This window comes from Polynucleobacter sp. JS-JIR-II-50, assembly GCF_018687895.1.
GTDB lineage: Bacteria > Pseudomonadota > Gammaproteobacteria > Burkholderiales > Burkholderiaceae > Polynucleobacter.
In genome coordinates, this window is the sequence record NZ_CP061307.1 from 1,429,749 (window position 1) to 1,455,229 (window position 25,481).

The window sequence follows — 25,481 nt, forward strand, 5'->3', positions numbered from 1 at the left end:
ATCACCCCTGCGCTCCCTTGATAGGATCAGGGTATTTACTAATCACTATTCGGAGTATTTATGAGTCTCGAAAAAGTCAAGCCAGGTAAAAAGATCCCTGAAAGCTTCAACGTCATTATTGAAATCCCAATGAACGCTGATCCAGTGAAGTACGAGGTGGATAAAGAGTCTGGCGCAATTTTCGTTGACCGTTTTATGGGCACTGCAATGCACTATCCATGTAACTACGGATACATCAATAAAACCATTGCTGGTGATGGTGACCCTGTTGACGTTCTCGTAATTACTCCATTTCCACTCATTCCAGGCGTAGTTGTTTCATGCCGCGCTATTGGCGTATTGCAAATGGAAGATGAAGGCGGTGAAGATGCCAAGTTGCTGGCCGTTCCAGAAGACAAAATCTTGCCTATCTATACACACTGGCAAAAACCAGAAGATATGAACCCATTGCGCTTGAATCAGATTCAACACTTCTTCGAGCACTACAAAGATCTCGAACAAGGTAAATGGGTAAAAGTGAGAGGCTGGGGTGGTGTTGCTGATGCTCATAAAGAAATTCTTGAAGGCATCGAGCGCTACAACAAAGAGAACAAGTAATTTTTAGTTTATTGAAAAGGCTTTGTGATTCGGAGTGAGCACGCAAAAAATTGCCTTAGCCCAAATCAACCCATTACTGGGTGATTTGGTTGGCAACGCGCAACTCATTCACAAAGCCGCTCTAGATGCCTACTCACAAGGCGCCAAACTTGTTGTAACTCCTGAGCTTTCGCTCACCGGCTATCCCCCAGAAGACTTACTCCTCCGCCCTGCTTTTATTGAGGCAGCACAATTACAGCTCGAGCTCTTGATGAAAGAGCTAGCTCAGCATGCTGATCTGACAGTCATTGTTGGCCATCCCAAACAAACATCTGCAGGTTTGCAAAACTACGCATCTGTTTTACGAAACGGCAAAGTCATTGCAGGCTACGCAAAACAAGAATTACCTAACCATGAGGTATTTGACGAAGTTCGTTACTTCGTGCCTGGTAATCAAGCTTGTGTTTTTGAATGCGAAGGTGTTCGCTATGGATTAATCTTGTGTGAAGACGCTTGGCATGCAGGTCCCGCCAAACAATCTCATGCTGCTGGCGCACAAGTATTGCTAGTCCCCAATGCCTCTCCTTACCACCTGCAAAAAGAAGCCTTGCGCATTGAAGTGCTCCGTGGGCATATTGCACAAACCAAAATGCCATTAGTCTACGTCAACGCTGTTGGCGGTCAGGATGAATTGGTTTTTGATGGCGGCTCATTTGCATTAAATAGTGATGGCAAAGTCGTGATGGCAATGCCTCAGTTTGAAACCGGCCTAGGCCTTGTTATCGTGACAGCAACTGGCGAACTAGAAAAAGGTCCGGTTACCCCGCCGCAATCCGTTGAAGCGCAAGCCTATCAAGCACTCGTCTTGGGAGTGCGTGACTATGTGACTAAAAATCGCTTTCCTGGCGTGATTATTGGCCTATCTGGTGGCGTAGATTCAGCTTTGGTATTAGCCATTGCCGTGGATGCCTTAGGTGCTGACAAGGTACGTACTGTCATGATGGCCTCTCGCTATACCGCCGATATCTCTTGGATTGATGCACGGGAGATGGCCCAGAACTTAGGCGTGCAATATGATGAAATCCCCATTAGTGGACCAGTAGATGCTTTAGAAGTTTCTCTAGCGGAGCAATTCAAAGGTTTAGCAGTAGACGCTACCGAGGAGAATATTCAGGCGCGTGTGCGTGGAACTCTACTAATGGCCCTATCCAATAAAACAGGCCGCCTTGTTTTAACCACGGGCAACAAGAGCGAAATGGCAGTTGGTTATTGCACACTCTATGGTGATATGGCAGGTGGCTTTGCAGTCATTAAAGATATCGCCAAGACTTTGGTGTATCGCTTGTGCGCCTACCGCAACAGTATTACGCCAGTCATTCCGGAGCGGATTCTGACGCGCGCACCTTCAGCAGAATTACGTCCAGACCAAAAAGATCAAGATAGCCTGCCCTCTTATGAAGTGCTAGATGGCATTGTTGAGCGCTATATGGAGCAAAACCAATCGATTGCTCAAATCATTGCTGCAGGCTTTGATGCTGAGAGCGTAGAAAAAGTAACCCGCTTAATCAAGCTTAATGAATATAAGCGTCGCCAAGCCCCACCGGGAGTCCGTGTAACCACTCGTGCCTTTGGCCGCGATTGGCGCTACCCCATTACCTCACAATTTAGAGCGTAGAACGCCCAGCGGGTCGGTTTTTGGTATTTCAGAACAGATCTGGGTATGATTACTGCATTAGGGGGAACAAATGAAACTAATTACATCCATCATTAAGCCGTTCAAACTTGATGAAGTTCGTGAGGCATTGGCGGAAGTCGGCGTTACCGGTCTGACCGTTACTGAAGTTAAGGGCTTTGGCCGTCAAAAAGGCCATACTGAACTCTATCGTGGCGCTGAGTATGTAGTCGACTTTTTACCTAAAGTAAAAGTAGAAGCCGTGGTTTCTGATGACCGTGTTGAAGCTGCTATTGAGGCAATCACTAAAGCTGCTCGTACCGGGAAGATTGGTGATGGTAAGATTTTCGTGACCGCAGTAGAGCAAGTGATTCGCATTCGCACCGGCGAAACCGATAACGCAGCAGTTTAATTCATCGAATTAAACTGCTAGACCTCTTAGGTTATCAGCGCAACTGAGAGTCTGTTGAGTTTGCTGGAGCCGCGGGCTGAATAATTTCAGCCGGCTCCAAAATAATTGTCTTACTACTAGTATTACCAATACGAACCTTTGCGCCCTGGTAATACAAATCTACCTGATTTAAACCACTAGTTAATACCTTTAATGGCGACTTGCCATAAACACTCATCCCAACTCCTGGCTCAAGCGTTTTATTTTGAGTCTTACCGGTAGCATCCACTACACATACTGTTTGCGCAGTCTTTGATTGCAGATAAACCATGTCACCCGCTTTTTTAGGGGCTTCGGGCCTGTAATTGAGTGCAGATGCATCTGCAGGCGGGCATTCCGCCGTAACTACCACTGGAGTTGGCTCTACTGCTGCTGGAGCTGGCTTAGTCTCTGTCACCGCCTCTGCTGCTGCATTTGCCGGCACAGGCTCTTGTGCCACCTCTTGAATAATGACCACCTCTTCTTTAACCGGCTCCGGAAAAAATAATGGGCGCAAGTTCACCACAGAGAAAACTAATGCAGCGCCAATTGCTAACAGTAGAAAGAGTTTCTTTTTAGGGTCTACTGGAGCTTTTGATTTTTCGCTGTAATCGATCGCTTTTTGTGAGATTTTGCTAGCATTCATCTTCTCAGGTTTTGGCTCTGCGACTTTCTCTGCTGCTACAGGACTAATCTCTTTTTCTTTTTCGGACTTCGCCTTTTTTTCTAGTAGAGAAGCTTTTGTCTCCTCCTGCAATTTCTCTTCAACATCAGATGCTTTAATAGGTTGCGCGACACCAGAAAAATCAAATGCCTCTTCAGGTGCGAGCTTTAGTAAGCCAGCCACTTTTTTTGCTGCCGTGAATTTCACTTGATCGCCATAAAAAGAGCTGGTCTCGCCATTTTCAATCTGCTCTACTTGGCGAACAGAAAGGCAAGTCATTCCTGAAAGATCTTTCGTGCTGAGGCCAAGGCTTTCTCTGGCCTTAGTAAATGCCTCTTTACGAATCTCAGGAAGTTTGACCGATTTATTCACTGCCCAGCAACCATCTCATATGGAATTAATAAGATTGATAGTAATACCAAAATAGGATAAGAGTAATTAGCCACAAAGCTAGGTGTTCAATGGATGGTTCTCAAGGTTGGATTCAAGATACCTCTTCACCAGTACTTGCAGAGAATCCGCATGCATTTTGTCCATCACCCTGGCCTTATGGACCTTAATCGTGGCATCGGTAGTTCCTAGTTTTACGGCAATATCCTTGTTTAGAAGGCCCTTAACAAGCCATCCACATACCTCACGCTCCCTAGGAGTGAGGCTCTCGTAGTCTTTCTTGGCTTCCACATCCAGAGAGACTCGCTTGAGTTGGCGACCATCAAAATCAATTGCATCTGCCACTGCCTTTAAGAGTTCTTCCAAATTAAATGGCTTGAATAAGAAATCCAGCGCACCCCGCTTAAGGCCTTGAACGATTTGGTGTGGGTGACTTTGACCACTCACAAATACGATGGGCGTTTTACGACCTAACTTTTGCAGTTTTTCTTGTAAATCAAGGCCGGTCATATCCGGCATCTGCATATCCAAGAGAATGACAGCGGGCGAGACTGGAACTGATTTTTCTAAGAAAACGGCAGCAGACGCATAGTCATCAACGAGGTAGCCTAGTTCACGCAGCATTCTAGATAGAGAGATGCGCATCGACTCGTCATCATCAATTAGGTATATATGGCCGACTTTAGTCATTGAATTCAAAGGAAAAAGTGATTGATGACTTAATGTACTGCAGCGTCCTTTACTAAGATATTAGCTGTTTAGCTAATGTTTAGATCTCCATTGATGATTTCATTGGTATTTATGTGTTGCAGCGCAACATTTTCCCGGGGTTAGGCGGTTACCCAAATCTAGAGAACCTTGGATTCCATCTCACGGCACAATAGAGCCTTTCGACACAAACCTTTTCTGGAGTAATAAGCATGAAACGCCTCAATGAACGCTCGCGCATGGTCACCGAAGGGGTCGCACGCGCACCTAATCGTTCGATGTATTACGCAATGGGTTACGAAGAAAAGGATTTCGTAAAGCCAATGGTTGGTGTTGCGAATGGCCACTCTACTATTACTCCATGTAATAGTGGTTTACAAAAATTAGCTGATGCTGCTGTTGAAGCCCTAGAAGCAGCTGGTGCAAAAGCACAAGTATTCGGTACACCAACTGTTTCTGATGGCATTGGCATGGGTACTGAAGGCATGAAGTATTCCCTAGTGTCACGTGAAGTGATTGCTGACAGTATTGAAGTATGTGTAAATGGTCTTTGGCAAGATGGCGTAGTAGTTATTGGCGGCTGCGATAAAAATATGCCAGGCGGCATGATGGCTTTAGCGCGCACTAATGTGCCTGGCATCTATGTCTATGGTGGCACGATTAAACCGGGTCATTACAAGGGTAAAGAACTCAATATTGTTTCTGCTTTTGAAGCGGTTGGTGAATTTACATCCGGCCGATTAAGTGAAGAAGATTTAAAAGGTGTTGAACAGCATGCCTGTCCAGGTAGCGGCTCTTGTGGTGGAATGTACACAGCAAATACGATGAGCTCCTCGTTTGAGGCTTTAGGTATGAGCTTGCCTTACTCCTCTACGATGGCGAACGTTGATGCTGAAAAAGTAGCAAGTGCTGCCGAATCAGCGCGCGTCCTAGTTGAGGCTGTTAAAAATAACCTGCGCCCACGTGACATCATCACCAAGAAATCCATTGAAAACGCAGTCAGCGTCATCATGGCGGTTGGCGGATCCACTAATGCTGTTTTGCATTTCTTGGCCATTACCAGCGCTGCTGAAATTGATTGGACGATTGATGACTTTGAGCGCATTCGTAAACGCGTTCCAGTGATCGTAGATATGAAACCATCCGGCACTTACCTTGCAACGGACTTGCATCAAGCCGGCGGCATTCCACAAGTCATGAAGATTTTGCTTGATGGCGGATTGCTCCACGGCGACTGCATGACTATCACTGGAAAAACGATTGCTGAAGTATTGAAGGATGTTCCATCCGTACCGCGCGCCGATCAAAAAGTGATTCGCACCTTAGATAATCCTTTGTATAAACAAGGTCACTTGGCAATTTTGAAGGGCAATATTTCTCCAGAAGGTTGTGTGGCCAAGATTACCGGCCTCAAGAACCCATCGATCACTGGCCCAGCCCGTGTATTTGATTCTGAGGACGATGCCATGGCGGCCATCATGGCCCAGAAGATCAAGGATGGTGACATCGTTGTGATTCGTTATGAAGGCCCAAAAGGCGGCCCTGGGATGCGTGAGATGCTTGCCCCAACCTCTGCTCTTGTAGGACAAGGTCTAGGTGAGTCTGTAGGCCTCATCACTGATGGCCGATTCTCTGGTGGTACCTGGGGTATGGTTGTGGGTCACGTAGCTCCTGAAGCCTATGTAGGCGGCACGATTGCTCTCATTCATGAAGGGGACTCGGTAACCATTGATGCCCATCAACTACTGATTCAATTGAACGTTGATGAGGTAGAAATTTCGAAGCGTCGCGCAGCTTGGGTGCAACCTAAGCCTCGCTACACTCGCGGCTTATTGGCAAAATATGCTCGCCTTGCAAGTACCGCAAGTAAAGGTGCGGTAACTGACTTGAACTTGGGTGACTAAGTTAATCAAGTAGGAGCCTTAAAAGAAAAAGCCCCCAGGTAAAACTAGGGGCTTTTTTATTACGTCTACCACCAAATCTAATGACTTAGTGCTTCATAACTCCAGCGCCCATTGCATTAACTGGCATCTTAACCTCAACATCACCTGCCTTAGCAAACTTTAACTTCACGGGAACAGTTTCACCTGCAGCTAATGGAGCTTTAATGTTGATAAACATTAAGTGCAAGCCACCAGGTTTTAATTCAATAGCACCACCTGCTGGCACAGCGATATTCTTCACTTGACGCATCTTCATGACGTTACCCTCCATCGCCATCTCATGGAGCTGCACTTCACCTGCAACAGGTGAGCTGGCAGAGACCAATTGATCAGCAGCGCCTTTATTCTCAATCTTCATAAAGCCTCCGGCTACCTGCTGGCCAGGAACTGTGGCGCGGGTATAAGCATCTTCAATTTTGATAGCGTTAGTGGTGACTGTTTTGGAAATGTTTTGCGCCCATGCCGATCCCACTAAAGCCATCCCCGCAACAGCACACAGTGTTACCAATAGTTTTATCTTCATTTATTTTCTCCCAGTAATTGATAAGCGATTCATTTAATTATGGTTTAACTATCAAAGCATTTTGTAATTGTTGAAAGTCTACTAAGCCTGTTTTTCTGGTAGCTTTGCCATTTTTATCAATCACTATGGTTGTCGGTGTTTCACCATGCCATTTAGGATCGATTTCATAGCGCAGGCGCTCATCAAAAGGCGCTGCGACATAATAATTATTGGCCTTATCCAGATTTGCTTTGCTCAACATTTTTTTCATCGACTCGGTTGAGACATCATCAACCTGAATAAAAACTACTTTAGCACTTGGATTGTTTTTGATAAAAAGACCCCACTGCGGCATCTCTTTAACGCAGGATGGACAAGTCACCCCCCAAAAATTAATAGCCAGAGGTCCACCATTTGCGGCTTTGATGATGGATTTCCAATCGCCTGCCTGATAAGGCTTCAGATATACTGGATCGGCAAAGGTAAACCCAGCCACCGATAAGGCGAGTATAAAAAAGAGCCAATATCTTTTCATTGCTTTTGTCCAATATTAATTAACTGGTATCCATCATGACGCGTAAGCCAGGATAAAAATACAAGATTCTCTTGAGCTAGCAACAAGGGATGGTCACTATAACCTGCTGTACTAGATAGTATTTTAGGAGTTGCCCAAGTTTTTCCATTGTCGCTAGATTCTTTTAAATATACGGAAGATTGCACACCATCAAATTCTTTCCATACCAACCAAACTTGCTGGCCCAATGCCAATAGATATGGCCTGGAAACATTGGCACTTTCAGAGCCTAAGCGACTAGGCTTGGAATAGGTGGCACCTTGATTGGTGGAGTTGGCATAAAACACTCCGGAGCGCTTACTGCCTTGGGTATACCAAGCCACATGGAATGTGTCGTCATTTGATACTGCTATGGATGGCCCATGATGTGGGCAAGCATCCGTTTTCCAATTATCATCAGCCACCTTACGGATTGGTCCTGCACCTGAAGCTGAAATCACTTGGCTGGCCTGATCCCGAATGCCTCCAGGAAATATTGCTCTGTATGCCAGCACAGGATTGCCATTGGGATCAAGACTGCCACCGATGCGACAGCACTCACAACTACTCTCATTGGCAAAGCGTTCTATCTGGAAGCTTTTGCCTCCGTCCCGAGAAAAAGAATAGGCAATTGAGCCGCCAAGACGATTTTGTCCACCCTGTTTCGCCGCAGAAACTAAACGCTTATCGATCCACGAGATAAAAATATCGCCATCTGGCTTTATCAGAACGGATGGAAAACGCTGACTGGAGCTGTCATTGACCAAGGACTCTGGTTTGGCGAATGTCTTAGCCCCATCGGTCGATCTAGCAGTATTAATTTGCGCATTCCAACTAGTGTCTTTGAAAAAAGCATATGCCAAAAAGACATTCCCTTGTTTATCAGCAACAATTTGCGGACGTGCATCAGCGCCAGCGTCTAATGTTTTACCGTGCTCAGCAATTTTGACTGATGGTGAGAATGTTTTTCCTAAATCAGAAGACTGCGCAACAGCAACTACACCATTTGCCGTCCATGCCAGCAAGAGCTTTCCATCCTGCGTAAAAAATGGGGTTGCAGCATTGGCACACTCCAAACCAGCGCCCTGACAGGTATTGTCAGGCTTTGCACTAGCCATAGACAACGAATGATCCATTTGCATTTGCGCTTGCGCAGGAAGGCTCAGCGCCCCCAATAGAAGCGCTCCGAGCAATAAGAATCGATTAAAAGAGTATGGGGTCGGATTCATGATTAGAAGATGATACGTGCACCTACAGTAATGCTCTGTGGTTGCCCAGCGATATAACTTCCTTGACTAGTTCCCGTACCGTAAGTGATATAGCTTCGATTGAACATATTGATCACACTGGCAAATACCGAGGCTTCTGGCGTTAATTGGTGGTTCACCTTTAAACCAACAACTGCATAGGAAGGAACTGGTAAGGTGTGTGCGCCATCCAACCAAGAGTTACCAATATAACGAACATTGGCTGTCAGACTAGTCTTTGGAAGCGGCATATAGGTCACTCCTGCATAACCCATGTTTTGTGGCACACCGCCAACCTGAGATCCGATTGGATTTAAGGATGCACTAACCCCCGAACCAATCCAGGTAAGGATGGTGTTCGTGTGAGTATAGGTACCATCAACAGCCCACTGAGCATTGAGATCATGATGCGCCTGAACTTCAAGTCCGCGACTTTGAAGATTCTGATTATTACCATACAAACTAAATGTTTGGCCATTCGCTCCGGTACAAACTGAGATTGGACAACCTGCAGCAGCGGCTTGCGCCTGAGAAACATTGGGTGCATAAACTGCGTTTTTTACATTCGCGTTAAAGCCCGTGATCTGCACAAAGCCCGCATTCCAGCGATAGTCAGTCCCTAGCTCATAGCCAGTCATGTTCTCGGGGCTCAGCAATGGATTGGCCAGACTAACGCTCGTTGAATTTCCATAAGTACGAAGCGTGTTGTTCAAACCAGGCGCATGGAAACCCTGGTAGGCCGCACCCCTAAAATCCCACTCCTTTGTAGCCTGCAATAACAAGCCCAGATTCGGACTGAACTTATATACAGTTTGATTAGGGACATTGGTGTAATTTTGAACACCATTTGCACCTGCGATCCAATAGGTTGGAGTTTGACTTTGCCATTGATCCTCTCGAAGCGAGAGAGTGGCTTGCAATGGGATGGCATCTGTTTTCGCCTTCATTTGTGCCATCACACCATAAAACTGTTGCTGACCTTTTGCGTAATCAGAAGAGGTAACTACTCCATTTGCATATCCAGCAGCAGAGCTAAAGGAATTCGTTAAATTCTGTGCGGCTACCTGTCTTCCATCAACACTTACCACCACCTGATTGATGGTTTGATCCTTTAAGTCATGGGTATATTGGGCAGATGCTCCCAGTGTTGAATAAGGATCGTTATAGTTGGCACTAATATAGGCTGGTGTTGCACCGCTATTACTGACATTTTGCTGCCAAAGAGTGGTGTTTTCGTAAAACGCATTTACTTGAACCTTTTGCGCTGCGCTCAAACGTGTAGTTGCTCCTCCAGAAAAAGTAGTTTCTTGAGTTGTCTTGGTAGCAAAGTTATATCCACCAGTAGGTAGATTTTGCATATTGTGGGAGCCAAGATTAAAAAACACATCCGTATCAGAACTTAATTTCAAGGCTCCTTGAAGTCGGTAATTTGCACTGTTAGCGCTTTCAGGACCCATCCCGGGTAATCGAGGCGCAGACTGCCCCGCTTTATTCTTTGCTGGATATACTGTTGCCGGAGAAATAGTAGGCTGGTTAATATAGCCATCAGTATTAAAGTAGTCTGCAGATACTCGCAGCTTTAATACGTCATTTACTGCCACTTCTTTTGAAGCCGCTACATTGCTTGTATTGTATGAGCCATAACTGGCAGATACTTCGCCTTTGTTATCGTTAATGGGCTTGGTCGTGATGTTGATTAGACCGCCCATGCCATAGTTACCATAAAGATTGGAGACGCCACCGCGTACCAGCTCTACATCCTGCACTGCTGAGAGCGGGACAAGATTCCATTGAATGGTTCCATACATAGCATCGTTTGCAGGCAGCCCATCGATCAGCGCCAGAGTCCGCGCAGCACCAAGACCACGGACATTCAAACTTTGACCGGTGGGGTCCTTTTCATAATACGGTTGATCATTTAAAAATACGCTTGCTTGATTCTTTAAGACCTGGTCAACCGTCATTTCCGGGGCATTTTGAATATCTTCATTCGTCAAAATAGAAGTATTTTGAGTCATGTCCTTTAACTCGGTACCAGAGCGGGTAGCACTAACAACCACATCACCTATTTTTTGACCGTAGTCAGGTGGCTGCGCAATTTGTGCTTGCGCGTTGATTAGCACCGACCCAAATAGCACGCCCACGCATGCGCTGATTTTCTTTTGCTTAAACAACATCTACTACTCCACTGATTATTATGACAACGTAATATTTTTTCGTTGCCTACTACATAGCTAGGCTATGCCCTAATATTGATTAGGCTTGTGCTGGTGGAGCTGCTGAAGGTGGAGTTACCCAAACAACAAGTGGTTTGGGTGATTGGTAGAAAAGCTGAGGCAGCAGAGCTAAAGTCTGTGGAGCTTCAAATCTGAGATTAGTATTGAATGCCGGAGTGATAACGCTCTGCGCTACACAATACGGGCATGGCTGCATGTGATTGGCAACGTCTTGCCCGTCATCTTGAACATCGATTTGCATCTTGCCGCCATCGACAGAACAAATCTCCATTGCAAAACCTTCGCCATGCTTAGCCATGGAAACTGCTTGAGATGCAGCTGGCGCAAGCGCACTCATTGCAATTGCCAAGGTAGCAATCCAGTGAACGAAGCGGTTTTTGGAGGAGTTCATGATGGTGGAATTTTATCTGATTTAAGCCGCCGACTGATCCTGCCAGACTTTACTTTATTTTGGGCAAACAAAAAGGGGTCCGAAGACCCCTTTTCTTAGGCTTTTAACCTGAATTACATAGAAGCAGAACGCTCGATGAGTTTGCGACGCATTGGACGCAATACAAACCAAGCCAAGATCGCAGCAGTTCCATTCAAGAAACTCGCAACCCAGAACACCACTTCCCAGCCACCAGTAGTAGCCACCAATACGCTAGACAAAGGCACTAACAATGAAGCAGTTCCTTTTGCTGTGTAGAGGAGACCTGCGTTACCAGCAGCATAGGTTGATCCAAAAGTATCAGCGTTAGTTGATGGGAACAAGCTATAGATCTCACCCCAGGCAAAGAACACTAAACCAGTTAACAGAACAAACATGACTGGATCGCGACCGAGGTAATACAAACCAAGAATACCTAAGCACTCAAATGAGAAGCATAAGGTCATAGTTTGTTCGCGGCCAATCTTGTCTGATACCCAACCAAAGAAAGGACGGGTCAAGCCGTTCAATACACGGTCAACAGTCAAAGCAAAGGTCAGAGCAGGTAATGCCAAGCCCATCAAGCTTACAGTTACGCCAGCAATTTGGAAGTCTTTAGCAATTGGGCCTAATTGAGCAGTAGCCATCAAGCCACCAGCCGCAACCATGACGAACATGAGATACATGATCCAGAACACAGGCTGCTTCACCATCTCCATCGGGCGGAAATCTTTACGAGTCTGAGCAACGGCAGCTTTAACAGTAGTGATAACGCCTTTGATCGGCTTAGAAAGCAACAAACTCAATACAACTACGATTGAACCCTGCCAGATGCCGAAGTACCAGAACGCATCTTGATAACCTTGATTAGCAATCATGTTTGCGATTGGAATAACAGTTAATGCGGAGCCTGCACCAAAGCCTGCAGCAGTCATACCAGCAGCTAAACCACGACGATCTGGGAACCACTTGAGCGCATTGCCTACGCAAGTACCGTAAACAGCACCAGCACCCACACCACTAACAGCAGCAGCTACGTAGAGCATAGTTAATGTATCTGCATGGGAATTCATGATCCAGCCAAGGCCGCATAAAATGCCGCCGCAGAAAACAACTGGGCGTGGACCAAACTTATCAACGAGATAACCTTCGATTGGCACCAACCAAGTTTCGGTCAATACGAAAATGGTGAATGCAACTTGAATCGCTGCACGACCCCAACCAAACTTAGCGTCGATTGGGTTTACAAATAAAGTCCAACCGTATTGCAAGTTTGCAATCATCGACATACAAATGATGCCAATTAGTAGCTGAAACCAACGACCTCCTAAAGGTCCTGCAGTTTTCTCGCCGCTCATCCTAAATCTCCTATTTTTGCTTTTTATAAATACTCATCACACCCAAAAATTTGGGTTATGTGATTTTTAAGCATTTACACATTGGAATACTTGACACTAATCAAGTTTTCCTCAATTCCCCACTAGTGATTACCCTTGCCTTAACCCCATGAAATATAAGCTTTACAAGGGTAAATCAGCGGATTTTCTGTACCGCTGACTAGCGACGATAGGAATGAAAAAAGCCACCCGAAGGTGGCTTTTGAATTGCTGTAATTTTTTAAATTACATGCCGCGATATGCACCGTCGAAATCATAGTGACGAGCAGGCTTGTCTTGGCTTGGTTTGCTTTCTGTGAAAAGCTGGTTAATCATATTCAATAAAACAGTCATTTGAATCTCCTTAAGGGTTAGTACCTAGAGTATAACCCTAATACTATTGCAGTGCAACAGGCCAAAAAAACGGGCAAAAGTATCTTAAGCCTTTGTTTTTAAAGGAGATTGGCTCAATTTAGGGAAAAATGCTTTATTGACGCCTGCTGACTTGGGATTAGCGCGGCAAATCCTTTTTAGCGGAACCGATCTAGCAGTTTTTTGCTGACTTTATCCAATTGCGTAGAGTCTTTGATGAGAAATTGCAGTCCGTTGGAATCGGCAATCAGCAATGTATTGCCAGCAATTCGACGAATATCTTCCTCGCCCTTGAGGCGAATTCGAGTTGGACCTCGATCCGTTTCGATATCCCAAATACTAGGGGTGGCAAACGTAGAAACCTTAGTGATCTTCTCAACGACTGGCATGAATTCGCGTTCAGCCAATTCTTCCTCAATCAATCCAAGTTCTGCTTCAGAAATTGCAGTGACATCTGGAAACCAGCAAAGCTCTTTTCCAGATTGATTCATGATGCCAATACCAGCAGCAGGCGCAGTAATTGGAAAAGCCCTGACAGGATGAACGCCAATGTGTCGCTCACCCTTGTTATCGATAAAGACTAGACGGCCTAGCGCATCACGCTCTAGCTGATGAGTCGTACTCATACCCCACCCCCAACTTGCTTAGCAACTTGTTCCAGCTTTTCTTCTTGAACTTCATCTAGACTTTCACCAATAGCGCCGCCCTCAACGAGTTCCGCAGCATGACGCAGCTGGGCTTGATATAAGGTGTAATAAGCGCCCTGGGCCTCCATCAATTGATCGTGAGAGCCTATTTCCACTATCTCGCCTTTATCTAAAACCACCAAGCGGTCAGCTTTTCTTAAGGTGGAGAGGCGATGGGCGATTGCAATCGTAGTGCGGCCCTTCACCAGGTTATCCAAAGCGCGCTGGATTTCTTTTTCAGTAGTGGTATCAACAGATGATGTTGCTTCATCTAGGATCAGAATGCTTGGATTAATCAGCAGTGCTCGCGCAATTGATATGCGTTGACGCTCGCCACCAGAGAGCGATTGGCCGCGCTCCCCTACCAGGGAGTCATAACCCAGAGGGAGGCGCAGAATAAATTCGTGGGCATGAGCGGCACGTGCTGCCTCAATAATTTCTTCGCGCGTTGCATCTGGCTTACCGTATGCGATGTTTTCAGCAATCGTGCCAAAGAATAAAAACGGTTCTTGCAACACCAAACCAATACGCTTGCGATAGTCAGCAATCCCAATGCTCCGAATATCGCGTCCATCCAATGAAATCGATCCCGCGCTCACATCATAGAAGCGGCAGATCAAGTTCACCAAAGTACTCTTACCGGAACCACTATGCCCTACTAGGCCAATCATTTCGCCTGGCGCAATATCCAAGTCAATGCCTTTAGAAACGGCACGATTACCGTAACGGAAGCCTACGCCACGCAGGGAGATACGGCCTTTGACCTCACCCAAAGGTGCTGGATTGATAGGCTCAGGAACGCTAGAGACGTGATCCAAAATATCAAAAATACGTTTAGCGCCAGCTGCCGCTTTCTGAGTATGAGAAACAATTCGACTCATGGAATCTAAGCGAATATAAAAACGGCCGATGTATGCCAAGAAAGCAATCAAGACGCCAACAGAAATTTTCTGGTGCGCAACTTGCCAGATACCAAAACCCCATACCACTAGCAAACCCGTTTCAGTAAGCAAAGTTACTGTAGGAGAAAACAATCCCCACACGCGATTCACGCGATCATTAATTTGTAAATTGTGCTTATTGGAATCTACGAAGCGTTTGAGTTCGCGGTCTTCTTGCGCAAATGCTTTCACTACCCGAATGCCTGGGATAGTGTCCGCCAAAATATTAGTTACCTCAGACCAGATGCGATCAATCTTTTCAAAACCAAAACGCAAACGATCGCGCACAACATGAATCATCCAAACAATGAATGGTAATGGCGCCAAGGTGACCAAGGCCAGCAAAGGATCAATGGATACTAGGATGGCTGCAGTCATGGTGATCATCAACACATCGGTAGCAAAATCGAGCGCGTATAACGAGAGGAAAACGCAAATACGATCTGTCTCAGCGCCAATGCGGGCAATCAAGTCACCCGTTCTCTTGCCGCCAAAATATTCCAGCGAAAGTTTTAACAGATGCTCGAAAGTAGTGTTGCGTAAATCAGCACCAATGCGCTCACTCACCAATGCAAGTAAATAAGTCTTCCACCAACCCAGGCCCCAAGCAACAATTGCTGCGCCAAACAATGCCAACAGATACATGCTGGCTAAATGAAAATCAATAGGATTGCCGCGCTCATATGGAATCAACACGTGATCCATTAATGGCATGGTGAGATACGGTGGAATTAAAGTCGCGCCTGTAGATAACAGAGTCAATACAAAACCCAGTAGCAATTGTTTCTTGTAAGGTCGTGCAAAACGCCAAAGCTTGAAGAGCGTCCAAGTAGATGGCGGCGCATCATCCTCAGGATCACAAGTCGGGCAAGAATCAGAATTTGCTGGTTTTGGGCTCAAACAAACTGGGCAGACCTGCTTGTCATACTCACTGACCGCACCATTGCTCAGCTCCTCGCCACGAGTTAATTGTTTAAAAGCGGATTGGAGGCGAAGTACTTGGGGGTTTACCGCCAGGGTGAAATTCCAGGATCTCAACAATTTATCGGGAGTTTCCAAGCGCAAATGCCCTACTCCAGCATGATCACCGTGGATTAAATGGGTGTTTGTCTCCAACTTCCAAGACTCAAATACTTTGCCGTCGGTCCAAAACAAGCCTTGTTCACCGAGTAAAAGCAGGCTTTTTTCAAAACGTAGGTCGAGACCTAAATCGAGCTCAACCCAAGCTAGTAGGGCTTCAGGGCTCTTTACCGGGGAAGTCTCTGCCCCCAAAATAGCCGACCAATAGCTCGGTAGCTCAGGGGCAAAAGGTAGGATTTGTAGCTTCATTGACCTTAAAAGTATAGTGGAGCTAAATTTTTTAGATTTATTGCTCCTGTCAACTTTAGAGGGCCAAAAGCCGTTAAATTATCTAAGTAGGCCCTTTTATGTATTTTTGCCAATTTTGTGAGTTTTTCAAATAACTATTAGAAACAGAGAGACTGTCTGACGCGTCAACGCCAAAACCTGGCGCCGGCCATCGCAACACTGCATATGCCCCAATTACTAGATAAATCCATCGAGATTCTGAGCGTTAAGCATCTCCGTGGTCCCAATATGTGGACTTACCATCCCGTGATTGAGGTTTGGCTCGATATTGGCGATTTAGAGGACTACCCCTCTAACCTGATTCCCGGCTTTTATGAACGCTTAGTGAAAGCCCTTCCAAGCCTCGTTGAGCATCGCTGTAGCTATGGTGAAACTGGCGGATTTTTAAAGCGCGTAGAAGAAGGCACCTGGCCTGCTCACATTCTCGAACACCTAACTCTTGAGTTACAAAACTTAGCCGGCATCCCTGGCGGCTTTGGTAAGGCACGTGATGGCGATAGACGCGGTGTTTACAAAGTGATGGTTAGCGCAATTAATGAGGAGGTAACACTCACCGCCCTCAAATATGCGCGTGATCTTTATTTAGCTCTAGCACAAGACAATGCTGACTGCGTTGCTCTTGTGCAAACCATCATCGAAAATTTGCGTGATATTGGCGATGATCTTTTGCTAGGTCCAAGTACAGCATGCATTGTGAATGCAGCTGAAGAGCGTGGCATTCCATCGATTCGTTTATCTGAGGGCAACCTGGTTCAACTAGGTTATGGCGCTAAACAACGCCGCATTTGGACAGCAGAGACCGATCAAACGAGCGCAATTGCTGAAACTATTTCTCGCGATAAAGATCTCACCAAGAGTTTGCTACGCAGTGCTGGAGTTCCAACACCTGAGGGAAGAACTGTTACCAGCCCTGATGATGCCTGGGAAGCGGCACAGGATATTGGCTTACCAGTGGTTGTCAAGCCGATTGATGGCAATCATGGCAGGGGTGTATTTATCAACCTCTATACCCAACAAGAAATTGAGGCAGCTTATGCAGTTGCCATCGATGAAGGTAGCGAGGTTTTAGTTGAGCGTCACATTGTTGGCGATGAGCATCGCTTGCTAGTTGTAGGCAACAAAGTAGTTGCTGCGGCAAAAGGTGAAACTGTATGGGTCACTGGTGATGGTAAACACACTGTTCATGAGCTAATTCAAATACAGATTAATTCTGATCCCCGTCGCGGCACCGCAGAAGAGCACCCTCTTAATCCTGTACGCATTGATTCTGCAGTAGAGCTCGAGCTGGCACGTCAGCAATTAAAAGGCGACAGTGTTCCTGCAATAGATCACAAAGTACTGATTCAAAGTAACGGCAACGTTGCATTTGATGTCACTGATTTAATTCATCCCGATGTGGCAAGCCAAGTAGCTTTAGCCGCTCGTGTTGTTGGTCTTGAAATTGCCGGTGTTGATTTAGTAGCGCAGGACATTAGCAAACCCTTGGCAGATCAACATGCTGCCATTGTTGAAGTGAATGCTGGCCCTGGCCTACTGATGCATCTCAAGCCTGCCAGCGGCAAACCACAACCTGTTGGCAAAGAGATTGCAAATCATCTCTTCCCACCTGGAGTGGATTTCCGCATTCCAGTAGTTGGCGTCTGCGGTGAACGAGGCAAAACCCCTGTCGCCGAAATGATTGCCCATTTCTTGCGCTTAACGAATATCTACGTTGGCCTTTCTTGCAGTAAAGGCCTGTTCTTTGGCAATCGAGCTATTCCAAACTCCAATGCATCAAATTGGGAGAATGCTCGACGCACCCTTCTCAATCGCGCAGTAGAAGCTGTCGTGATTGAGAATAATCATTTATCGATGTTGATTGAAGGCTTAGCCTACGATCGTTGCCAAGTGGGTGTAGTTCTCAATGTTGATCCAACGGCCAACTTCCCGCAATACGCTATCTACGATGAAGATCAAGTCTTTAGTGTTGTGCGTACCCAGGTTGATGTTGTTCTTCCAACTGGTGTTGCCGTACTGAATGCTGATGATCCAATGTGCGTACAAATGGCTGAGCTTTGTGATGGTCAAGTGATTTTCTTTAGTGAGAATTCAGACTCTGAGATTGTCAAAGCCCACTTAGTAAACGGTGGTCGTGCAGTTGTCATTGGCAAGCAACAAATTACCTTGAAGTCTGGAAAGCTGGATCAGAAATCCATTCCTGTGCCACGTCACTCTGAAGCCAACCACTCTTCTCCTTGGAAGACCATGAACTTAGGTGCAGCTATAGCAGCAGCCTGGGCCCTTGAAATTCCATTCAACGTTATCGAAGCAGGCGCAGAAACATTCGTGCCTGACGCCACTACTGCTACAGGGGCTTAATTGGAAATTACCCGTATTCGCATGTTGCGCGGCCCAAATTTATGGAGCCGCCATACCGCCTTAGAGGCGATTGTTTCTTGTGATGAGTCGGAAAGCTCAATCGACTCTATTCCTCAATTTGAAACCAAGATTCGTGAGCGCTTCCCCCAGTTGGGCAGCATGCGTCGCGGCGGGCACAATGAGGTGCTTTCTTTAGCTCACGCCCTGGAGCATGCAGCGCTTGGACTTCAAGCGCAAGCGGGTTGCCCCGTCACCTTTAGTCGCACAGTACAAACAGTCGATGCCGGCGTTTATCAAGTCGTAGTGGAATACACCGAAGAAGTCGTTGGGCGCATGGCTTTTGACTTTGGTTTTGCTTTGATTCAAGCCACCCTCAACGATGCACCGTTTGATCTCGCTGCCGCCCTCTCAGAATTAGAGGCTCTGTACGAAGATGTTCGCCTTGGACCGAGTACTGGATCGATTGTTGATGCCGCATTACAACGCAACATCCCCTATCGCCGGATGACCGAAGGCAGCATGGTGCAGTTTGGATGGGGCAGCAAACAAAAACGTATTCAAGCTGCAGAGACTAGCGACACCAGTGCGATTGCTGAAGCGATTGCTCAAGATAAAGAACTCACCAAGAACTTACTTGCCGCCGCTGGTGTATCCGTTCCCATTGGCGAAGTAGTTACCACTGCAGATGATGCTTGGCGCGCCGCTCAAAAAATTGGTGGTCCGATTGTTTTAAAGCCGAAAGATGGTAATCAAGGTAAGGGTGTTGTTGCCAACATTCAAACTGAAGAAGAGGTTCGGGCTGGTTTTGTTGTGACTCAAGCCTTTGGTCGTGAAACTATTGTGGAGCGCTATCTCCCTGGTGCAGACTATCGCTTACTCGTCGTTGGCAACCGCCTCTCGGCCGCCGCTCGGCGTGAGCCAGCACAAGTAGTTGGCGATGGAAGTCACTCCGTTGCAGAGCTAGTTGAAATCGAGAATAAAAATCCATTGCGTGGCGATGGCCATGCAACAGCTTTAACCAAGATTCGCTTTGATGACATTGCCATGGCGCATCTGGCAAGCTCTGGCCTCACTCCACAATACGTGCCCAAGACTGGCGAACGCGTTCTACTCCGCAATAACGCCAATCTCAGTACCGGCGGAACCGCTACTGATGTTACTGACGATGTTCATCCAGACGTCGCAGCAAGTGCAGTAGCTGCCGCCCAGATGATTGGACTCGATATTGCTGGCGTAGACATCCTTTGTGAAAACATCTACAAGCCATTGGAACAACAAGGTGGCGGCATCGTTGAAGTCAATGCTGCGCCCGGTTTACGTATGCATCTAAAGCCTTCATATGGCAAAGGACGCCCCGTTGGCGAAGACATCATCAATATGATGTTTCCGCTAGGTGAAGATGGCCGCATTCCTGTGGTAGCAGTTACCGGCACAAATGGTAAAACCACCACGGTTCGGCTGATTTCTCATTTATTAAATGAAACTGGCCTACGCGTTGGCATGACAGGAACTGATGGCGTTTATATCAACCATCGCCTTATCGATACTGGTGATTGCAGCGGGCCCAAGAGTGCTCGTAATGTTCTGATGCATCCAGATGTTGATGCGGCTGTGCTTGAAACCGCTCGGGGTGGAATGCTCCGCGAAGGTCTTGGTTTTGATCGCTGCGAAGTTGCGGTTGTAACCAATATTGGCGAAGGCGATCACTTAGGCCTTAATTACATTACTAGCGTTGAAGATTTAGCTATTCTCAAGCGCGTGATTGTGCAAAACGTCGCCCCAACCGGTGCCGCAGTGCTTAATGCAGCAGACCCAATGGTTGTAAAGATGGGTGACAAGTGCTCTGGTCGAGTCATTTTCTTTGCCCAAAATCAACATCACCCAGTTATTGCCGCCCATCGCGCCAAGAATAAAAAAGTTATTTATTTTGATGGCACCTACATAGTTGCCTCCAAGGGATCGCGTGTGATGTATCGCTTCCCCGTTAGCGAAATCCCGCTGACACAAAATGGCGTACTGGGCTTCCAAATTGAAAATGCAATGGCTGCTATTGGCGCCGCCTGGGCTCTTGGTCTTGATGCTGAAAAGATTGCGCGCGGTTTACATAGCTTTGAAAGCGATCCGAATTCCGTACCGGGACGCTTTAATCAATTCCAACACAATGGCGCCACCGTCATTGCTGACTATGGTCACAACCCTGATGCTATGCGCGCCCTAACTAGTGCGGTTGAGGCCATGAAACCCAAGAAGAGCCACGTGGTTATTAGCGGTGCAGGTGATCGTCGTGATGAAGATATCCGCGATCTAACCCGCATCCTGGGCAACGTATTTGACAATGTCATTCTTTATCAAGATGCTTGCCAGCGTGGTCGTGAAGATGGTGAGGTATTAAAACTCTTGCAAGAAGGCTTGGTTGGCGCAACTAAGGCTAAGCAAGTCAAAGAGATTCATGGTGAATTTAAGGCTATTGATACAGCCCTAAACGATCTTGCTGCAGGCGATATTTGCTTGATTCTGATTGATCAAGTTGAAGAGTCTCTTGCCTATCTTAAGCAACAGGTAAGGCCTTAATAGTAACTTTTCGATAATAAAAAACCCCAATCGCTTGATTGGGGTTTTTATTGGTGCAGTACTAATGCACTTATGAGTGATAGCTCTGAATGCGATCAATCTCTTCTTTAGAGCCTAGCATCACAGAAACACGTTCATGCAAGTCTGTTGGCTGCAAATCCATAATGAGATCCGTGCCATTAGTAGATGCGCCGCCCGCCTGCTCTACCAGGAAACTCATTGGATTGGCTTCGTACATCAGGCGTAACTTACCGGGCTTGTGCGGTTCACGCTGATCCCATGGGTACATAAATACCCCGCCACGAGATAAAACACGATGCACATCCGCCACCATGGAAGCGATCCAACGCATATTGAAATCCTTGTCACGCGTGCCACTGACGCCTGCCAAACACTCCTCAACATAACGACGAACTGGGTCAGCCCAGTGGCGCATGTTGGACATATTGATTGCAAACTCTTTGGTTGAATGAGAAATCTTTACCGCATCCTTGATGAGCAAAAACTCACCAGTCACCTTATTCAAGGTAAACATCACCACACCATCACCCAAGGTCAAGGCCATCGTGGTTTGAGGTCCATACACTACATAACCCGCAGCAACTTGATGACGCCCTGACAACAAAAAGTCAGAGGTCTGCAAAGGTGCATTCGGATCTTGTTTCTTGAGAACTGAAAAAATAGTTCCAATCGATACGTTCACATCAATATTGGATGAGCCATCGAGTGGGTCAAATAACAGCAGGTAATCACCTGTACCTTGAACTGGAACTGGAAGCTCCATTTCTTCTGAGGCTAAACCTGCGAGTGATTTACAACCCTTTACGCCGTCGATCAGCAAATCGTTTGCAATGATGTCAAGTTTTTGCTGAACTTCACCCTGCACGTTGCCAGTGCCTGCGGAACCCAACAAGCCAATCAAGGCGCCCTGCGCTACTTCATGACTGAGAGTTGAGCAGGTGTTAACAACCGCGGTCAGCAAATCTTGCAATCCAGCCGGAATAGCATCGCCAGCCGGCTTTGTGGAGGCTAAATATTGCTTGAAATTGATATGGGTACTTGAGGACAAAGGTATTTCTCCAAAGCTCTATTGAAATTAAGGTCTATTTTGCCTTGTTCCGAATGCCAACCTCAAAATATTGATATTTCCCATCTAAATGATCATTTGGGCAATAAACCACTCTAATTTTGATGTTATTTTAGATGTTATAATGCATCAATAATGATGAGAGATATATATGAGAACTACTGTCACGATTGACGACGATCTATATCAAAGAGGTTTGGATCTTGCTGACCCTGATATGGATAAAGCTGATCTCTTTAGGGAGGCCATTAACGTATTCATAAGAGTTCAAGTTGCTAAGAGGTTGGTAGCATTGGGTGGTAAATCACCTCAGATGAAGACTATTCCTCGCCGCAAACCGAAGGATGGCCAGTAATCATGACCATGGTTTTAGTTGACACATCAGTCTGGGTAGCTCACTTTAGAAAGTCAAATGTATCTTTCGAATCTCTACTACTAAATGACCAAATACTGTGTCATCCCCTAATCCAAATAGAATTAGCCTGCGGATCACCCCCATCGCCACGCTCTAAAACCTTGGGCTATATTAAAAAATTACGACAAGCAACTATAGCCACCCCTTATGAAATATTGGAGTTTATTGAAAAGCATCAACTCCAAGAATCTGGATGTGGGGCAATTGATGTCTCACTCCTTACATCAACTCTGCTTTCAGAAAATGCCCAGCTTTGGACTCTGGATAAGAGCCTGGAAAAGCTTGCAATTCGATTGGGTATTTCGTACGGCAATAAGCTCCATTAACTTCTTAGTTACCCAGCGCCTTTCCAATCACTTCCCTCACATCGGGAGAGAGTGTTGGGCATGCAGAAACACGCTCTAGAGCCGCTTTCATATGATCTTGATAGGGTTGGGCAAATAAACGCCAGCGGTCCAGCGCTCTTGCAAGACGAGCTGCTACCTGAGGATTAATAGGATCTAGAGCTAATACGCTATCGGCCCAGAAATCATAGCCACTGCCATCCGCCTGATGAAAGCTAGCTGGATTGTTAGCGCAGAACGAATGAATCACGCTGCGAACTCGGTTTGGATTGTTTAACTTGAATGCAGGATGCTCACGGAGTTTCTTCACCTCAGCGAGAGTGGAGTCAAGACCGTCAGCAGGGGGACGGCTGGATTGCAAGCCAAACCACTTATCAATAACCAAGGCATCATTCGCAAATCGATTGTAAAAATCAATTAAGCAATCTTTAGCCTGTTTTGCGCCGTGCACCACTAATGCAGATAAGGCTGCATAACGGTCAGTCATATTGTCAGCAATTTGATATTGATTGGCTGCCATTGGTGCCCATACTGCTGGCGCCGCCTCCAGCAACATACTCAATGCTAGATTTTTCAGGGCGCGCTTACCAGCATCCATCCCATCAGACTTAAATGGTCCAGGTGTTTGCATCTGCTGATACAAGGCGGCCCACTCAAGTTGCAACTGCTTGGCAATCTCTCTGCGGAAAGCGCGTCGCGCAGCAAATATCTTCTGAGGATCAACGCTTGTACATTGCTCATACAAATAAGACTCTGCAGGCAGCGTTAAAGCCAGATCCTTAAAGGCTGGATCCAAATTAGGGTCTAGTAAGATATTGTGGTACGCCTCAATCAGTTTTTCATCAGGCAAACGATTATTTAAAATCATTTGCATCGCTAACTTCTGACCAGCCTCCCAACGATTAAATGCATCATCATCGCTTGAGAAAAGTGTTAATAGATCTGCCTCAGATTGTTCAAAATCCAAATTGATTGGCGCTGAGAAGTTACGATTAATCGAGAGAACCGGTTTATCTTGAATATTGTCAAAAGTCCAAGTTTGACTCTCTTGCGTCAATTCCAATAACTGTTCAGCTTGGTCATTTGCCTTGGTAATTAAGCGCATCTTCAATGGAATATGAAAGGGCTTCTTCTCCGGCTGACCTGGACTAGGCGTGCAACTTTGCGTCAGCGTCAGTTGGTACTGTTTTTTGGCGGCATCATAGCGCTCTTGCACCTTAACCCTTGGAGTGCCTGCCTGGCTATACCAATTCTTAAACTGAGTTAGGTCCTTGCCATTGGCGTCTGCCATCGCAGCCAAAAAATCATCGCAGGTAACCGCCTGACCATCGTGACGCTTGAAATATAAATCCATACCTTTACGGAAACCTTCTTTACCTAAGAGGGTTTGATACATCCTCACAACTTCTGAACCCTTCTCATAGACAGTGACGGTATAGAAGTTATTAATTTCTTGATACTCATCCGGACGAATCGGATGCGCCATCGGACCCGCATCTTCTGGAAATTGCAGTTGACGCAATAATCTGACGTCTTCAATACGCTTTACCGCCCTACCAGATTCGCTACCCATTTGATCGGCAGAGAACTCTTGATCTCTAAATACAGTCAAGCCCTCTTTCAGGGATAGCTGAAACCAATCCTGGCAAGTAACGCGGTTACCTGTCCAATTATGGAAGTATTCATGCGCAACGACACTTTCAATATTGGCAAAGTCAGCATCGGTAGCAGTTTCTGGCTGAGCAAGAACAAACTTAGTATTGAAAATATTCAACCCTTTGTTCTCCATTGCACCCATATTGAAATCGCTTACCGCCACAATCATGAAGCGCTCTAAATCCAGTTCTAACCCAAAACGCTTTTCGTCCCAATGAATAGAGGCAATTAGGGAGTCCATGGCATGTCGAGTCTTCTTGAGGTCATGCGGCTCAACCCAAATCTGCAGTAACTTCTTCGCGCCGCTACTAGTGGTGATGGTCTCCTCAATGCACTCCAACTTACCAGCAACTAAGGCAAACAAATAGGATGGCTTAGGAAATGGGTCTTCCCAAGTAGCGCTATGCCATCCATTAGGCAGTTTTTCTGTAGTCAGTAAGTTGCCGTTGGATAACAGCACTGGGCACTCTACTTCGCGCGCACGCAATGTCACGCGATAGCGCGCCATCACATCAGGACGATCCAAGAAGTAAGTAATCTTTCTGAAACCCTCTGCTTCACATTGAGTGAAAAAGTTCCCGTTGGAAACATACAAGCCCATCAGGGTGGTATTTTTCTCGGGAACGCAAACGCAAATAATTTCTACGACAAACTTTTCTTTACCTTCATTTGGCAGTGAATGAATCGTCAGTGTTTCTGGTGTTAACTCAAAATGGCGATGCGCTTCACCATTGATGCGCAAACTGACAAACTCGAGCTCTTGCCCTACTAAAACCAATGGGACACCTGCCTTAAAACTTTTGCCTGGCAAAACCTCAATACGACTTTTCACAATAGTTCGCGCTGGATCCAGAGCGATATCGAGTTCGACATGATCGAAGGTGTATGCAGGCGGGAGGTATTCGAGCCTACGAAAGCTCTGGGGGAGATCAGTTTTCATGAGCCTATTTTAAGTCTTGGCTGGCAGACAGGTTGG

18 protein-coding genes and 1 pseudogene are annotated in these 25,481 nt (G+C 46.3%); 7 read left to right on the plus strand and 12 right to left on the minus strand.

The genetic code is table 11. From position 1 onward, the window contains the following. Positions 1-60: 60 nt before the first annotated feature. From ppa to glnK, 3 genes are all read left to right on the plus strand, one after another. Positions 61-597, plus strand: coding sequence for an inorganic diphosphatase (ppa, locus tag FD963_RS07065; protein WP_215361440.1), 537 nt, complete (start codon positions 61-63; stop codon positions 595-597). Positions 598-631: 34 nt separating this feature from the next. Further along, on the plus strand, positions 632-2,251 hold the full coding sequence (locus tag FD963_RS07070) for an NAD+ synthase (RefSeq protein WP_215361441.1): 1,620 nt from the start codon (positions 632-634) through the stop codon (positions 2,249-2,251). Between the two features lie 70 nt (positions 2,252-2,321). Continuing rightward, positions 2,322-2,660: a P-II family nitrogen regulator gene (gene glnK, locus FD963_RS07075; protein ID WP_215361442.1), complete on the plus strand. Its 339-nt coding sequence runs from the start codon at positions 2,322-2,324 to the stop codon at positions 2,658-2,660. Between the two features lie 34 nt (positions 2,661-2,694). On the opposite strand, the gene FD963_RS07080 is transcribed toward glnK, so the two are convergent. Together FD963_RS07080 and FD963_RS07085 are read right to left on the minus strand one after the other, a co-directional pair. Then, positions 2,695-3,714 carry a RodZ family helix-turn-helix domain-containing protein gene (locus FD963_RS07080; protein ID WP_215361445.1) on the minus strand — a complete coding sequence of 340 codons (1,020 nt, stop codon included), beginning with the start codon at positions 3,712-3,714 and terminating at the stop codon, positions 2,695-2,697. 78 nt (positions 3,715-3,792) lie between these two features. Next, positions 3,793-4,422 carry a response regulator transcription factor gene (locus FD963_RS07085; protein ID WP_215361446.1) on the minus strand — a complete coding sequence of 210 codons (630 nt, stop codon included), beginning with the start codon at positions 4,420-4,422 and terminating at the stop codon, positions 3,793-3,795. Positions 4,423-4,652: 230 nt separating this feature from the next. Between FD963_RS07085 and ilvD the strand changes: the two genes are divergently transcribed. Continuing rightward, the gene (ilvD, locus tag FD963_RS07090) at positions 4,653-6,344 is read left to right on the plus strand and encodes a dihydroxy-acid dehydratase (RefSeq protein WP_215361447.1); all 1,692 of its coding nucleotides are present in this window, start codon (positions 4,653-4,655) and stop codon (positions 6,342-6,344) included. Positions 6,345-6,429: 85 nt separating this feature from the next. Here ilvD and FD963_RS07095 read toward each other — a convergent pair whose 3' ends face one another. The 8 genes from FD963_RS07095 to FD963_RS07130 form a co-directional block, all read right to left on the minus strand. Further along, positions 6,430-6,906 (minus strand): copper chaperone PCu(A)C, encoded by a 477-nt coding sequence (locus FD963_RS07095; protein ID WP_215361449.1) that lies wholly within the window; start codon positions 6,904-6,906, stop codon positions 6,430-6,432. A gap of 37 nt (positions 6,907-6,943) precedes the next feature. Next, positions 6,944-7,420, minus strand: a complete 477-nt coding sequence (locus FD963_RS07100; RefSeq protein WP_215361451.1) for a redoxin family protein — start codon at positions 7,418-7,420, stop codon at positions 6,944-6,946. Next, a complete protein-coding gene (locus tag FD963_RS07105) occupies positions 7,417-8,667 on the minus strand; it encodes a sialidase family protein (RefSeq protein WP_215361452.1) in 1,251 nt (416 codons plus the stop codon). The genes FD963_RS07100 and FD963_RS07105 overlap by 4 nt, the downstream gene beginning before the upstream one ends. A 2-nt stretch (positions 8,668-8,669) precedes the next feature. Next, the gene (locus tag FD963_RS07110; protein WP_215361453.1) at positions 8,670-10,862 is read right to left on the minus strand and encodes a TonB-dependent receptor; all 2,193 of its coding nucleotides are present in this window, start codon (positions 10,860-10,862) and stop codon (positions 8,670-8,672) included. A 79-nt stretch (positions 10,863-10,941) separates the two neighbouring features. Then, positions 10,942-11,313: a DUF2946 domain-containing protein gene (locus FD963_RS07115; RefSeq protein ID WP_215361455.1), complete on the minus strand. Its 372-nt coding sequence runs from the start codon at positions 11,311-11,313 to the stop codon at positions 10,942-10,944. A gap of 113 nt (positions 11,314-11,426) precedes the next feature. Further along, positions 11,427-12,689, minus strand: coding sequence for an oxalate/formate MFS antiporter (gene oxlT, locus FD963_RS07120; RefSeq protein ID WP_215361456.1), 1,263 nt, complete (start codon positions 12,687-12,689; stop codon positions 11,427-11,429). 548 nt (positions 12,690-13,237) lie between these two features. Further along, entirely contained in the window at positions 13,238-13,705 is a 468-nt protein-coding gene (locus tag FD963_RS07125; RefSeq protein ID WP_215361457.1) for a DUF1854 domain-containing protein, read from the minus strand. Continuing rightward, on the minus strand, positions 13,702-16,035 hold the full coding sequence (locus tag FD963_RS07130; protein WP_215361459.1) for an ABC transporter ATP-binding protein: 2,334 nt from the start codon (positions 16,033-16,035) through the stop codon (positions 13,702-13,704). Before FD963_RS07130 ends, FD963_RS07125 begins: the two co-directional genes overlap by 4 nt. Positions 16,036-16,239: 204 nt before the next feature. On the opposite strand from FD963_RS07130, the pseudogene cphA (FD963_RS07135) reads away from it, so the two are divergent. Together cphA (FD963_RS07135) and cphA (FD963_RS07140) are read left to right on the plus strand one after the other, a co-directional pair. Further along, positions 16,240-18,399 (plus strand): annotated as a pseudogene (gene cphA, locus FD963_RS07135) (cyanophycin synthetase); the annotation flags it as partial. A 33-nt stretch (positions 18,400-18,432) separates the two neighbouring features. Next, the gene (gene cphA, locus FD963_RS07140) at positions 18,433-21,003 is read left to right on the plus strand and encodes a cyanophycin synthetase (protein ID WP_215361461.1); all 2,571 of its coding nucleotides are present in this window, start codon (positions 18,433-18,435) and stop codon (positions 21,001-21,003) included. 70 nt (positions 21,004-21,073) lie between these two features. Here the strand turns inward: cphA (FD963_RS07140) and FD963_RS07145 are convergent, their stop codons facing one another. Further along, positions 21,074-22,072, minus strand: coding sequence for a class 1 fructose-bisphosphatase (locus FD963_RS07145; RefSeq protein WP_216862542.1), 999 nt, complete (start codon positions 22,070-22,072; stop codon positions 21,074-21,076). Positions 22,073-22,241: 169 nt separating this feature from the next. On the opposite strand from FD963_RS07145, the gene FD963_RS07150 reads away from it, so the two are divergent. Further along, positions 22,242-22,445, plus strand: a complete 204-nt coding sequence (locus FD963_RS07150) for a DUF2191 domain-containing protein (RefSeq protein WP_072583756.1) — start codon at positions 22,242-22,244, stop codon at positions 22,443-22,445. Positions 22,446-22,835: 390 nt separating this feature from the next. Here the strand turns inward: FD963_RS07150 and pepN are convergent, their stop codons facing one another. Further along, positions 22,836-25,445 (minus strand): aminopeptidase N, encoded by a 2,610-nt coding sequence (gene pepN, locus FD963_RS07155; protein WP_215361462.1) that lies wholly within the window; start codon positions 25,443-25,445, stop codon positions 22,836-22,838. Positions 25,446-25,481: the final 36 nt, after the last annotated feature.